The organism is Nocardiopsis endophytica, assembly GCF_027706725.1.
Taxonomy (GTDB): domain Bacteria; phylum Actinomycetota; class Actinomycetes; order Streptosporangiales; family Streptosporangiaceae; genus Nocardiopsis_A; species Nocardiopsis_A endophytica.
In genome coordinates, this window is sequence record NZ_JAQFWQ010000042.1 from 17,851 (window position 1) to 30,499 (window position 12,649).

Consider the following 12,649-nt stretch of genomic DNA (forward strand, 5'->3'; position numbering starts at 1 on the left):
GGGGCAGCCGAAGGGCGCCCCTCGGTTCCGTATGCGCCGGAACGCCCCACCGCCCCGCCCGGCTCGGCTCTGCTCCGGAGGAACCGCTTTCCCGTCCCATGCGTCGGTACCGCCGGAACGACAGGGGCGCCAGGCCCCCCGCAGCAGCCCGACGAACGAACGGAAGCCCCCCGTGGACAAGCAGAGCCTGCATTTCAAGGAGTCCGACGTACCGGTCCGGGAGCCGGTCACCAAGCTCGGCGGGCAGCCCGTGTGGCTGGAGGAGCCGGCATGGCCACTGTCGGCGGAGACCGGCAACCCCATGAAGTTCATCGGGCAGGTCCGACTGCCCGGAGCCCGGGTGCGCCTCGCCTACCTCTTCATGACCGACGAGGAGGACTTCGTCGATGGCACGTGGGAGCCCGAGGCCGGCGAGAACGCGTTCTTCGCCCAGCCGGGACGCCCCGCGGCCTTCTATGAGGTCGCCCCGATGGAGACCGGGCCGACGCACGGCCCCGACCACATCGCGGTGACGTCCGCGCCCGACAAGGACGACAAGGCCCACACCTTCCTGGGCGGCGACCCCGCCTGGCTTCAACGCGACGAGGAGCCCGAAGCCCCCGGAACGTGGGAGCACGTGCTCCAGCTGGACAGCTGCGACGCCCCCTTCGACGTCAATTTCGGAGACGCGGGAATCGGCTACGCCTTCCTGAACCCGGAGACGGGCGAGGGCCGCTTCCTCTGGCAGTGCGCCTGACCCGCGGCCCCGCCGCGATGCCCGGTGGGGGCGGCTCCCCGCCCCCACCACCAGAACGCATCGACCGGAGTGGAGCATGTCGGTAGCGCCTGCGACACTCTCCGCCATGCCGACGCCACACCCCTCGAATCCCCACGAGTCGACCTCCTACCTCGACTGGGTGAAGGCCCACGACCCCTCCCGGGCGGAACAGGCCGACACGCTCATCACACGGATGGGCTCCGAGATCCGCCGCTCCTGGGCGAAGCCCAAGGCGGCGATCAGCGCCCTGGAACGCCTCACCCGCGGTCTGCCCGCCGAGCACCTGCCCCGGTTCTGGGAGACGGTCGGGCACCGGATGCTGCGGGACGCCCCTCAACAGGCCGGCAGCGCCTACTCCAAAGCGCGCGCCGCCGAGAGGAGCAACGGCCACTCCTCCAGCCCGGAACGGCTCGCCGATTCCGCCGCGCTGTTCGCCCGGTACGGCGGGCTGCCGGCGAAGGAGCTCTCCGCCGTGCAGAAGCTCCTGGCGGCGGAGCTGCCCGGCGACAGGGCGCACGCCCTGTTCGTGCGGATCCTTGAGGCGTGGGCGCACGGCGGCGCGGCGCCCCCGGCCGACCTGCGCACGCGGGTCCGCGCCTCGGTGAAGGCCGCCGGTCTCGGTGCCGAAGAGGAGTCCCGCCTCCTCGCCCATGCGCTCGCGCACGCGCGCGGCACCGCGGTCCCCGACCGCCTCCTGGACGCCGCCGCAACCGTGTTCGCCGCCGTCCCGCCCGCCGATGACGACGTGCACGCACGCCTGGCCGTGCTCTTCCCTTCGTCCGCGACCGACGGCGGGGCCTGGCTGCGCCTGCTGCAGGCCGCGGGCACCTTCGACCGCATGGCCGAGGGCCGCCTCGTCCCCGAAAGCGGCCTGACGGCGTGGCTGTCGGCGTTCGCGCGGCAGTACAACTACGTGCTCGCCGGCGGGGGCGGAGTCATGGCCCAGCGCAAGCCCGAGGAGCTGTTCGCGCTGCTCCCCCGGCTGGCCCCGGGGATCCGCGCCGAAGGCTCCCCCGTCCGGCTGCACGAATCCCGGTACCACCACTTCTGCTTCGACTCCGACGTCGTCGACGCGTGCCTCGCCGCCGGGATCCCGGTGGAGGATCCGGGGCCGAAGGTGCGCCTGCACCTGTGGCACCGCGGTGGGCGCCGCGACCTGGCTGCCCTGGCCGCCGACCCGGTGCTGGGCGGGCGCCTGGAACGCGCCGCGCACGCCCCGGAGCGGGTCGGGTTCGGGCAGCAGCGCACCGGGGGGACCGCCATCAGCCGCCTGCCCGACGCCCCGGGCGTGGAACCGCACGTGCGCTCGCGCATCGCCGGCCTGATCGGCCGCGCGGCAGACGGCCCACTCGGTGCCGCCCACCAGGCCGTCCAGGAGCTGGACGGCCTGCTCGACGCCCCCACGGCCACCGCGCTGGACGGGATCGGGGACGACCTGTCCCCCCTCGACCTGGCCGCGCCGCTCGCCCGCACGCTGCGCACCGGCATCCCCGCCGAGCTGCACTGGCCGGCCCTGGAGGAGGCGCTCGGCGACCCCGTGCTCGGCGACGGGCCCTTGAAGGGCGCCACCGCGACCTGGCCCGTGCTCACCGTCTTCACCCGCTCGGGCGCCGTCGCCGTCGACCACGAGGGCCGCCGGGGGGCCTGCACGTTCTCCCTGCCCGAAGGCGCCCACCAGATCTCCGTGCACTTCTCCGGCGGCGACTTCCTCGTCGGGTGGGCCCCGCCCGCCGATGGGGCGCACGACTCGAAGGCCTCGGCCCCGCACCGGGCCTTCTGGGCGAGCGCGCCGGACGCGGTGTTCACTCCGGACCGCATCCACGCGATGGAACCGTGCCGGGACTGGCTGGAGGGGGCCTACGGCTTCCAGTTCGAGATCGAAGGAGGCAGGCACGACGGCGAGCGGCTGCTGCGTCCCGGCGACCGGCACGGAATCGGCGGCGAACCGAGGCAGATGAGCGACGGCTCCACCGTATGGAGTCTTCGTGACGGCGGACCCGGTGCATGGGGGTGGGCCGAGGTCGACCCCGTCACCGGTGAGCGGGGCCCGCTGTCCATGCCCTCCTTCTTCGAGGAGGTCGATCTGCCCGACGGGTGGTCGTGGGTCGACAGGGCGTTGACCCTGGTCCGGCTGCCCGACGGCGTCCCCGGATCACCGCTCGGTTCGGCGGACGGGCTCTCCGGTTTCCGTGTCTCCCAGGACACCACCGCCCGTTTCAGGGCGCCCGACCGCTTCGTCATCGAAGGGGTCGACGGCCGACGCGCCGAGGTCCCCGGAGGGTCGGCCAAGGACGAGCCCTGGGCGATCCTCCGGATGCCCGAAGGCGGCGCGGACGTCGTCCTCTTCGACCAGCGGGGCGGGGTCGGCCCCGAGCGGACCGGGCCGCTGGCCGCGTACGCCGCCGGCGGGGACGGCGGGGACGCCCTGCTGTGGCAGGTGTGGTCGCTGCACGACCGCGAGGTCCTCTCCGCGCGCGGGATCCATCCCGAGCTCCACGACCACCTGTGGTTCCCGCCGCCCGCCTTCTGGCACTTCCTCATGCCCGCCGACCCCGCCTCCTCACGGGCCCTGCGCGGTGCGGACGAGGAGGCGGCGCGGGCGCTGATCGGCGCCGCCCGCACGGCCCCGGCGGGCGGGGAGGAGGCGGCGGTCCGCGACGCGCTCGCCCGAGTCCTCCCCGGCGTCACCGACCCCCGCGTGGCCGATGGCGTCGTGTGGGCCGCGCGCTGGGCGGCCCACATCCTGGGCATCCGTGAGGACCTGTCCTCCCGCGTGGACGTTGTCCGCTCGGATGCGCGGGTCTCCCCGCCCGCCCCGGTGCCGGACGCCGAGCTGTTCCCTGCGCTGCGCGGGCTCCTGCCGCTCCCGTCCGGGGCCTACAGCGGCTCCTCGGCGGCGCACCCCGCCCTGCTCACCGCGATCGCCGCCGACGGCGCCCTGTTCCGGGGCGAGGTCGACGACGAGGTGCGCCGCCTCAGCCCGCCGGTCCCGCCCCAGGACTGGTCCCCTCTGCTCGGGCGGATCGACGCGGCCGCGCTGCGGTTCGCCGTGGGGGTCGGGGCGGACGCCGAGCGCGACGCCTTGGAGGCGCTGCTTCGCACCTGGGTCGAGCAGCCGTTCGCCGCCCCCGGCCGGTGGCGGCGCGGACGGGCCTCCGGGAAGGCCCTGGCGCCGCTGCTCGCCGCCGGTGAAGCGGTCGCGACCGGGACCGCGCCCGCCCGCGATGAGCGGCGGGGGTACGGGCGGCCTGCCGGGGCACCGCTCCCGGAACCGGGCCACCCGCTCGACCCGGAACGCGAGTACCGGTTCGTGCAGCCGGACCGAGCCGCGCCGCCTGAGGGGGCGCACGGTGTCGAAGAGGTGGAGATCGGCCGCGACGACGCGGAGCGGCTCCGGCGGCTGCTCTCGCTGGTCAAGGACAACGGGCCGGTACGGGTGTCCGCCGACCCGGAGGCGGTGCGGGTGTTCATCGAACGCACAGGGGTCCGGCGGGCCGTGGCGCTCCTCGCTCTGGACGGCCTGCCGAGGCGCGCCGAGTTCGGTACCGACTACTCCCCCCGCTTCGACGAGCACAAGGCGATGCTGCGCGCCGCCCCTTACAAGGCGAACGCGTCCGTCGCCGCCCAGGCGGACGGCGCCGCCGCCTCCCTCGGGGACGAAGGGCGGTTCCGACTGCTCGCGGCGGGGGTCCCCGACGACCCGGCGGAGCTGTGGCGGCCGGGCGGGACCGTGGCGGCGGCCGAGCGGATGGCGGCGGTGTGGGCCGAGGTGCTCGGCACCCGCGCCCCTGTGGGCGAACACGCCGCCGACCAGCTCCAACGCGATCTCGGGTTCTCCGACCGGTGGGCCGCCGAATTGGCCGCTCCGAGGCGTTTCGGATCCGAGACCCACGGCCTGCGGTGCGAGCTGATGATGGACCTCTTCGGCTTCCATCCCGAGGTCCGCACGGCCGACGAGGACGGCGAGTTCGACCGCGCCGGCCGGTCGCTTCGGACCACCCTGTTCAGCACGGTGCCCACGCTCCTGTCCTGGGCTCTTACGGAGCGCCCGGTCGGCGACCCGGCCGTGGTGGGGGTCCCCCGGCTCTATGAGCGCCTGTGCGCCCGTCTGGACGAGCCGGAGCTCCTCCAGCGCCTGGACCTGGTGTCCTTCGGGGGGTCCGGCACGGACCTCGCGGCCGTGTTCGGCCCGGACACCCACCCCGTGCTTCCGCACCCCGCCCCCAAGGAGCAGAGGAACGATCCCGTCGTCTACGACGGAGGCCTCCTCCTCGTCGAGGCGGGGAGAACCGTTCAACGACCCTTCCTCAGGCCGTCCGTGCTGGCCGACCCGGAGGCCGTGGAGCGGACGCTGAAGGCGTGTGAAGAGCGCGGGTGGCGCGAAGCGGCACTGGAGATCCACCGCGCCCTGGTGGTGCGCACGGGCCTGGGGCGCATGGTGGAGCGGGCGGCCTCCACCCCGGTCCCGGCCGGGGGCTACGAGGCCGATCCGTCCCTGAGCGTCCCGTCCCTCGTGGCGGAGGTCGCCGACGAGCTGGGGAGCGGTCCGGACGCCGCCGCGCTGTACCTCCAGCTGCTCGCCCTGGCCCGCCCCACCGACAAGAACGTCCGCCGGTGGAACGGCTGGACCGCCGCCCGCCTCAAGCAGGCACGCGAAGAGCTGGCGGCCCTTGGGGCAATCGTGGAGGAGAAGCGCCCGAGGGCGGGCCGCACCGCGTTCCTGCCTGGCCCCTGGACCGAGCTGAAGGCCCCGGAACTGCCGCTGGAGACCGCCAAACTCGACCTGTACCTGGCGAGGGAGACGAGGAAAGAGGTGACCGCCCCCTTCGGGCGCCTCCTCCCCCCGATCCCCCTGCACGAACTGTTCACCCGCGCCTGGAGGGAACGGAGGGAGCGTACGGAAACGATGCAGAGCTGATCCGAGCCCCCCGGAGGCCGTCGCCGGGCCTCGGTGGAGGATCCATAGACGTCGCCGGTCGGTGAGAAGCGGTGGAGATGGTAGTCCTGCCAGGCGAAGGTGTTCTGGAGTACCCCGTGCACCTGGTTCAGGTAGAGGTCCGAGGCCAGCGGCCTCTACAAGGGACAGCGGCCCGCCCCGTTCTCCTCGTGAACTGCTACGCGGTGGGGCGGGGGCGCCGCCCGCCCCGCCCCGTGGGGCCTGTGGTTCCGGTGGGGACGCCGTTCTCTATCGTACATTTTCAGCGGAATGAGCGCTTTTCAGCCCAATGGGCGAATAAATGTGCTCATTCCTTTATCGATTGAGCCCACCGATCCTCACACCGCCTCATTATCATCGCAATGCCGGGGGGCAAAAAACGATATAAGGGGCGGGCATGGGTGAAGGCGGGTCCGGGAAGCGGTACCGGGTGAAGACCGGCGACGTGTCCGGCCAGGTGGTCGTGGGCGAGGACAACGTCGTCGTCGCGGCCACCGGAGGGGCCGAGGGGGCGCCGGCGGCCGTCGGCGCCGACCTGGAGTCGCTGCGGTCCGGCTTCGCCGCCCTGCGCGGGCGGATCGACCGGGAGGCCGAGGACGGGACCGGCGCCGCCGCCCGCGAGCGGATCGACGAGCTCGAAGAGGCGGTCACCGCCGACAAGCCCGAGGTCTCGGTCATGGTCTACGTCCGCGACTGGTTCGTCAAGCGCCTGCCCGCGCTCGCCGGGGCCGTCACCGCGCTCATCGTGCACCCCTTCGTCGGGCGGCTCGTCGAGCACGCGGGCGACGCCGTGGCCTCCGAGTTCTCCCGCCACTTCGGCGACGAGGACGGCGGCGACGGGACCGCGCCCGGGGCCGAGTAGTGGACGGCGGGCCCGGTCACCGGGTGAAGGTCGGGGGGAGCGTCTCCGGGAGCGTGGTGGTCGGCGACCACAACATCGTCGTCACCGCCGAGCGTTCCCATGTCACCGTCGTCCAGCAGGGGCGGCGGCCGGAGGTCCGGCGCCGGGAGGAGGTCCGCCTCCTTCCCCGCCGCGTGCGCGACCCCGTGGGGCGCGGCCGGGAGCTGGCCGCCGTCACCCGGGCCCTCACCGAGGGCGGCGCCGTCCAGGTCTACGCCCCTTCCGGCACCGGCAAGAGCACGCTGCTGCGGATGTGCGCGCATGAGGCGCGGGCCGACCGCGACGGGGTGGCCTTCATCGACGCCACGGGCCAGGACCTCGGCGACGTCCTGCAGGAGGTGTTCGCCGCCTGCTTCGACTCCCCCGGCTACCGGCCGACCGGCGCGGAGCTGCGCCGCCTGATGGCCGGTGTCGCGGCGACGCTCGTCCTGGACGACCTGGAGTGCCCCCGGCAGGACGTCGACGCCCTGCTGGACACGCTCCCCGATTCGGCCGTTCTGCTCTCCTCGACCCGGCGCACCCTGTGGGGCAACGGCGACGTGATGGCGCTGGAGGGCCTCGGTCACGACGACGCGCTCGCCCTGCTCTCCCGCGCGCTGGGGCACACGCTGGACGAGTCCGAGCAAGCGCTGGCCGACGAGCTGGTGCTGGCCACCTCCGGCAGCCCCAACCAACTCCTGCTCGCGTCGGCCGAGGGGCGGCTGGTCCGCCCCGCAGAGCTGCCCGAGCTCCTTCCGCGCCTCGCCGGGACGCTGGAGCCCGGCGAGCGGGCCGTGCTGTCCGTACTCGCGCTCGCTGGGCCCTCCGGCGTCGACGAGGAACTGCTCTCGGCGCTGACCGCACCGGGCACCGACACCGCCTCGGCCGGTGAACGCCTGGAACGCCTGGGCCTGGCCGTGCCCATCGGAGAGGGCCTGCGCCTGGCGCCCGCCCCCTACGGAGCCGCGGCCGAGGCCCTGGCGCCCCCGAGCGGTGCGGAACTGGCCGGCCTCGCCGACCGCCTGGCCCACTGGGTGAGCGCGCCCGACCGCTCCCCCGCCGACGCGGCGGCGGCCGAGGGACTGCTGTCGCGCACCGTCGACGCGCTGGACCGCGACGGATCCGCCGGGGCCGCCGTACGCCTGGCCCGCGCCGCCGCCCCGACGCTCGCCTGCTCGCTGAAGACCGGTGCCTGGGGGCGGCTGATGGAGCGCGGACGGGCGGCCGCCGAGCGCGCCCGCGACAAGGGCGCTCTGGCCTACTTCCTGCACGAGGAGGGCGTTCGGAGCCTGGTCACCGGTCGGCGCGCCGCCGCGGCGGCCGCTTTCGCCGCTGCCGCAGCCCTGTGGCGGCAGCTGGGCGACGAGGGAGCGGCGCAGGGGGCGGAGGAGGGGGCAGAGCTGTGCGGGCCGGAGCACGCACAGACCGGCTCGGCCGGTGACGGCGGCGGTGCCGGGGACGGTGCCGGCGCCGATCCGGGGGCGTCCGGCGACGCCCTGTCGTCCGTCTCGCCGCCGCCCGGCGGTGAGACGGTCGGTGGGGCCGCCTCCCACTCGGGCGGCCTGGGAAGCGAAGTGGCAGGCGCGGCCGACCCCGGCGGCGCGGTCACCTCCACGGCCACGAGCACCCTCTCCACCGGCACCGCGACCGGCACCGGCACCGCAACCGGGACCGCCGCCACGACCGGTGCCGGGATCACCGCCAAACTCGCGATCGGCGGAGGGCTGGCCGTCGTCACCGCCGGAGGTGTGGTGCTCGGGCAGCAGGTGCTCACACCCGACACCGTTCCGGTCAGCGTCATGGTGGCGACCGCGGCGGCCGAGGTCACCATGCCGGGCGAGCCGGGCGAGGACTGCGCGATCGGTGACGGCGCCACCGACTGCACCACCGTCGTCGACTCGGAGAAGGGGGAGACCGGCCCCATCGAGGTCGACCCGGACGCGCCTCTGCCGGAGGGGGTCTCCTTCCTCTACTGGGGGTGCGAGGAGGGGCCCGGGGCCGAGTCCTGCACGGTCAAGGCGGACGCGGCGCTGACCGTGTGCATCAGCACCACCGCCCCGGAGGACGCGGCCAACCGCCGCGCCTGCGCCGAGGCCACCGGGACGTCTGCCTTCCGCCCGGTGGCCTGGTTCGGCGGCGGGGTCCTCAAGGCGGTCACCGAGCCGGGAGGCGAGCCCGAGGTCCTCGCCGAGGAGACGGTCGGCGGGTCACTCGTCTGGTCCTCCGACGGTACGAAGGCCGCATGGCTGGAGCCGGGGGAAGAAGACCCCGACGACCCCTTCGGCGGGCTGTCCGGACCGACCATCCGCCTGCGCGACCTGGAGGGCGGCGAGGACCGCACGTGGACCTGCGACGGCTGCACGATCGCCTTCGTCGGCGACACCCTGGTGTCCACCGGCTTCGGCGACGACCTGTACTCCTACCCCGACGACGGCGGCGAGCCCACCGCCCACGACATCCCGGAGATAGCGGACGGCCCACCCGGAGACGTCGCGCCCAACATCGAGCTGGTCTCACTGTGGAGCGGTGGCGAACAGCACACCTATGCCCACGTCAGCGACGACCCGGACGACATCTTCCAGGCCGCCGTATACGAGATCCCCTCCCCTGATCAGGCCCGGCGCCTAGCGGACATCAACTACACGGCGCACAGCACGGAGGACGTCGTCGCGGTCAGCCCCGACGGGACCCGCGGCCTGGTCGCCACGCAGAACTTCGGGGTGTCCAGCTCACCGTGCGCACCCGTGACCCCGGTACGTGTCCTGGATCTGCAGGACGGCTCGGTACTGGCCGAATCGGAAGCGGAGCCGGGACGGAGCCTGAGCGAGGCCTGGTTCGACGAGGAAGGCACCGCGAAGGTCGCCTTCATGCCCTATGGGCCCGAGAACGACTACGCGTCCGAGGCGGAGTTCGACGGCAGGTGCATCTACGACTCCTCCGCCGACCCCGAGGTCCACGCCTTGGCCCCCGGAGCCGACACCTGGTCCCCCGCCGAGACCGGCGGACTCCGCGAGACCGACCTGGGCAAGGGCTGGACGGCCCGCTACGGCGACGGCCGCCTCGTGCTCCAGAAGGACGGCGAAGAACCCCTGGAAGACCGCGCCGAGAAGGTCTTCACCGCCGGGTGACCGACCGGTCTCCGCACCGGGTGGGTTCATAGTTCCCGCTGCTTGAGAGGGCGTAGGAACCCTTCCCACTCGGCGACGGGGAATTCGAGGTGGCCGAGGTGGCGGTGTCGCGTGTCGCGCATCAGGACCCCGGGTTCCGGCGCCGACCGGCACTCGACGCAGTTGTCCATCCCCTTCTGGCTGTAGCTGGCCCTCGCCCACTGCTCACTGATCACTGCCGAACTCCTCCTTGATCCGTTCGATGAGAGCCCGCGACGCCGACGGCGGTAGGGCGTCCGAGCACAGGTCACCGAACACGCCTCCGTACGCCTCTACGGTCGCGAGGTCGTCCCGGGCGTCGCTGGACACCCGATTCTCCATGTACACCGTCTGCCCCCGGTCAGGGATGGTGTAGAGGGTGAAGGAGCCATCCGCTCCGTGGTGGACCTCCGAGCTCATCGGCACGACCTGGACGGTGACCCGAGGTGTCGCGGCCACGTCCAGGATGTGGACGAGCTGCCGACGCATGGTCTCACCACCTCCGATCGGCCGCCGAAGCACATGCTCTTCCACCACTGCCTTGAAGACTGGGCCCCGCTCGTGCTCAAGGACGGCCTGACGACGGATGCGCGCGTTCACGGCCTCGTCGATCTCCGCCGGTGTGTCGCCAGGGCGCCCGGTCTGGATGAGGGCTCGGGCATATGGCTCCACCTGGAGGATCCCGGGCACGAGCGCGAGCTGGTACGCCCGGATCTCCGAAGCCTCGCGCTCCAAGGCGACGAAGTCCCGCGCCCACGACGCGTAGCCGTCCTCCCGATGGAGATCCTCCCATCGTTTCAGGAGTACTCCACCGGCGTTGAGAACCTCATCCATCCGCCGGATCTGTTCCGATCTGGTCCCTTTGCTCCCCCGCTCGATCCCGCTGATCTGTGACTGCCGAAGAAACACCGCCGATGCGAGCTGAGCTTGCGTAAGCCCAGCTCGCCCGCGCCATCGCCGCAGGTCATGTCCGAATCTCCGACGAGCCGCCTTAGGGAAACCCTCCATGGGAAGGGGAATGTTCCTGATCGATTCCCTGGCCGCCCACTGGCTCTACTTCCACAAGCCCGACGGCGGGTGCCTCTCCCTCACGCTGCTCACCCCGGACAGGGCCCCGGCGCCCGTGGCTCCTCAGCCCTTTCAGCCCTTCAGGTAGCCGATGTCCTCGTAGTCGTAGCTTCCGAAGCCCGGGGCTCCGATGTTGGCCAGGTCGGAGCGGACGGCCATCAACTGCGGGCGCTGGTACAGCGGCAGGGTGTGGCCCTCTTCCCACAGGGCCTTGTCGGCGCGGTTCACCGCGCGCAGGGACTCCTCCTCGTCGAGGGTCTCCAGTGCGTCGTCCATCGCGGCGTCGATCTCCTTCGAGGCGATGCGGCCGACGTTGGAGCGCCACTCCTCGCCGTCCGGCCCTTCGACCGGGGACGCCCACTGCGGGAGCGAGTTGGAGATGGGGAACCGGCCGCCGGTGTTGACGAAGGCGACCATGTCGTAGTCGCCCGGCAGCACATAGCGTGAGAACAGTTCGTCCCCGCCCACCTGCTCGATGTCGACGCCGATGCCCGCCTCGCCGAGCATGGCCTGCACCATCTCCGCCTCGTCCTGGCCCGGGCGGAACCCGCGCGGGACCAGGAAGCGCAGTTCGAGCCGCTCGCCGTCCTTCTCGCGGATCCCGTCCTCGCCCGGCTTCCACCCGGCCTCGTCGAGCAGGGCGGCCGCGCGCTCGGGGTCGTGCCGCCCCCACTCGCCGCTGTTGTCGGTGAAGCCCGGCTGCCCCTCCAGCAGGAAGTGGTTGCCCAGCGGCTCGGCCTCCATGCCCAGCCCGCTCAGCGCCGCGTCGGTCAGGGCCTGCCGGTTCACCCCGAGGAACACCGCGTGCCGCACCCGCCGGTCCCGCAGGAGGGGGCTCTGGCCGTTCAGGGTGATGTGCCGGTAGTCCGGCCCGAGGGCGACGCGCACCTCCCCGTCCCCGGCGGAGTTGGCCCGGCCGAAGGACCCGGCGTCCACGGGCAGCGCGTAGGCGTCGATGCCGCCGTCCAGGAACGCGCTGTCCAGGCCCTCCTGGTCCATGGCGGTGAACACGATGCCGTCGAGCACAGCGGGGTCGCCCCACCAGTCCTCGGAGCGCCGCAGCTCCACCCGGCGAGCGCCGTCGTCGACCCCGGCCACCTCGAACGGCCCGGCGGTCACCGGGATGTCCCCGGTGAAGTCCTCGTTGAACGCCTCGGGGTCGCCCGCCACCGACTCGGGCAGCAGCGGGGCGAACAGCGACGGGTACTCCGAGAACGGCTCGGAGAACTCCACGACCGCCTCGTACTCGTCGGCGCCCTGCCGCACGCGGGCGATGCGGTCGTAGCCGACCTCGCCGCGCACCCGGTAGCCGTCGCCCCGACCGTCCAGCGCGTCGGCCGTGGCCCGGTAGTCCCGCCAGGTGATGGGGGTGCCGTCGGACCAGCGCGCCTCCGGGTTGAGGCGCAGGGTCACCGTCTGCGGCCGGTCCGGCCCGGCCTCGCGCACCTCGGCGCCCAGCAGGTAGTCCGGGTCGGGCCGGGGCCCCTCCTCCGGGTCCACCTCGAAGGGGGTGGGCAGCACGGCGTCGGTGACGGTGCGCACGGTGGCCAGGTTGCCGTCGGCGTGGTGGGGGTTCCACTGGGCGGGGAACTCGTTGATGCCCCACTCCAGGGTGCCGCCGGGCTCGAGGTCGGCGCGGTCGGCGGCGCCCACGTCAACGCCGCCCGCGGCGGCGGGCCGGGGACCGGCGCCCTCCTCCGCGGGCGAGCAGGCGGCGGCGCCGAGGGCGACCGCGCACAGCAGTGCGGCGCCGCGCCGGGCACGTCCCTGACCCACGTGCACCCCTTTCGGACGGTCCCCGACGGCCGAGGGGCGGCCGTTGGGCCCGTCGCGGACGAAAGCCACGATTGGAACAATCCGGA

The 12,649-nt window shown here is 73.5% G+C and carries 8 protein-coding genes and 2 pseudogenes; 5 read left to right on the forward strand and 5 right to left on the reverse strand.

Translation table 11 applies throughout. The features are described 5' to 3' along the window. Window positions 1-172 precede the first annotated feature (172 nt). Both O4J56_RS15795 and O4J56_RS15800 read left to right on the forward strand, forming a co-directional pair. Complete coding sequence (locus O4J56_RS15795) at window positions 173-736, forward strand: YwqG family protein (protein WP_270686559.1); 564 nt, start codon at window positions 173-175, stop codon at window positions 734-736. Window positions 737-842: 106 nt separating this feature from the next. Beyond that, window positions 843-5,675 carry a hypothetical protein gene (locus O4J56_RS15800; protein WP_270686560.1) on the forward strand — a complete coding sequence of 1,611 codons (4,833 nt, stop codon included), beginning with the start codon at window positions 843-845 and terminating at the stop codon, window positions 5,673-5,675. A gap of 41 nt (window positions 5,676-5,716) precedes the next feature. Here O4J56_RS15800 and O4J56_RS32115 read toward each other — a convergent pair. Next, window positions 5,717-5,824 (reverse strand): annotated as a pseudogene (locus tag O4J56_RS32115) (IS1096 element passenger TnpR family protein); the annotation flags it as partial. A 266-nt stretch (window positions 5,825-6,090) separates the two neighbouring features. On the opposite strand from O4J56_RS32115, the gene O4J56_RS15805 reads away from it, so the two are divergent. Both O4J56_RS15805 and O4J56_RS15810 read left to right on the forward strand, forming a co-directional pair. Beyond that, a complete protein-coding gene (locus O4J56_RS15805) occupies window positions 6,091-6,555 on the forward strand; it encodes a hypothetical protein (RefSeq protein WP_270686562.1) in 465 nt (154 codons plus the stop codon). Window positions 6,556-6,578: 23 nt separating this feature from the next. Continuing rightward, on the forward strand, window positions 6,579-9,701 hold the full coding sequence (locus O4J56_RS15810; protein ID WP_270686564.1) for a hypothetical protein: 3,123 nt from the start codon (window positions 6,579-6,581) through the stop codon (window positions 9,699-9,701). A 26-nt stretch (window positions 9,702-9,727) separates the two neighbouring features. Here O4J56_RS15810 and O4J56_RS15815 read toward each other — a convergent pair whose 3' ends face one another. The 3 genes and pseudogenes from O4J56_RS15815 to O4J56_RS32120 all read right to left on the reverse strand — a co-directional run. Beyond that, window positions 9,728-9,916: a DUF397 domain-containing protein gene (locus O4J56_RS15815; RefSeq protein WP_270686565.1), complete on the reverse strand. Its 189-nt coding sequence runs from the start codon at window positions 9,914-9,916 to the stop codon at window positions 9,728-9,730. Then, on the reverse strand, window positions 9,906-10,553 hold the full coding sequence (locus tag O4J56_RS15820; protein WP_408639126.1) for a DUF5753 domain-containing protein: 648 nt from the start codon (window positions 10,551-10,553) through the stop codon (window positions 9,906-9,908). The genes O4J56_RS15815 and O4J56_RS15820 overlap by 11 nt, the downstream gene beginning before the upstream one ends. A gap of 18 nt (window positions 10,554-10,571) precedes the next feature. Further along, window positions 10,572-10,727, reverse strand: a pseudogene (locus tag O4J56_RS32120) (helix-turn-helix transcriptional regulator); the annotation flags it as partial. A gap of 10 nt (window positions 10,728-10,737) precedes the next feature. On the opposite strand from O4J56_RS32120, the gene O4J56_RS15825 reads away from it, so the two are divergent. Continuing rightward, window positions 10,738-10,875: a hypothetical protein gene (locus tag O4J56_RS15825; RefSeq protein WP_270686567.1), complete on the forward strand. Its 138-nt coding sequence runs from the start codon at window positions 10,738-10,740 to the stop codon at window positions 10,873-10,875. On the opposite strand, the gene O4J56_RS15830 is transcribed toward O4J56_RS15825, so the two are convergent. After that, a complete protein-coding gene (locus tag O4J56_RS15830) occupies window positions 10,860-12,563 on the reverse strand; it encodes an ABC transporter family substrate-binding protein (protein ID WP_270686568.1) in 1,704 nt (567 codons plus the stop codon). The genes O4J56_RS15825 and O4J56_RS15830 overlap by 16 nt on opposite strands. Window positions 12,564-12,649 lie beyond the last annotated feature (86 nt).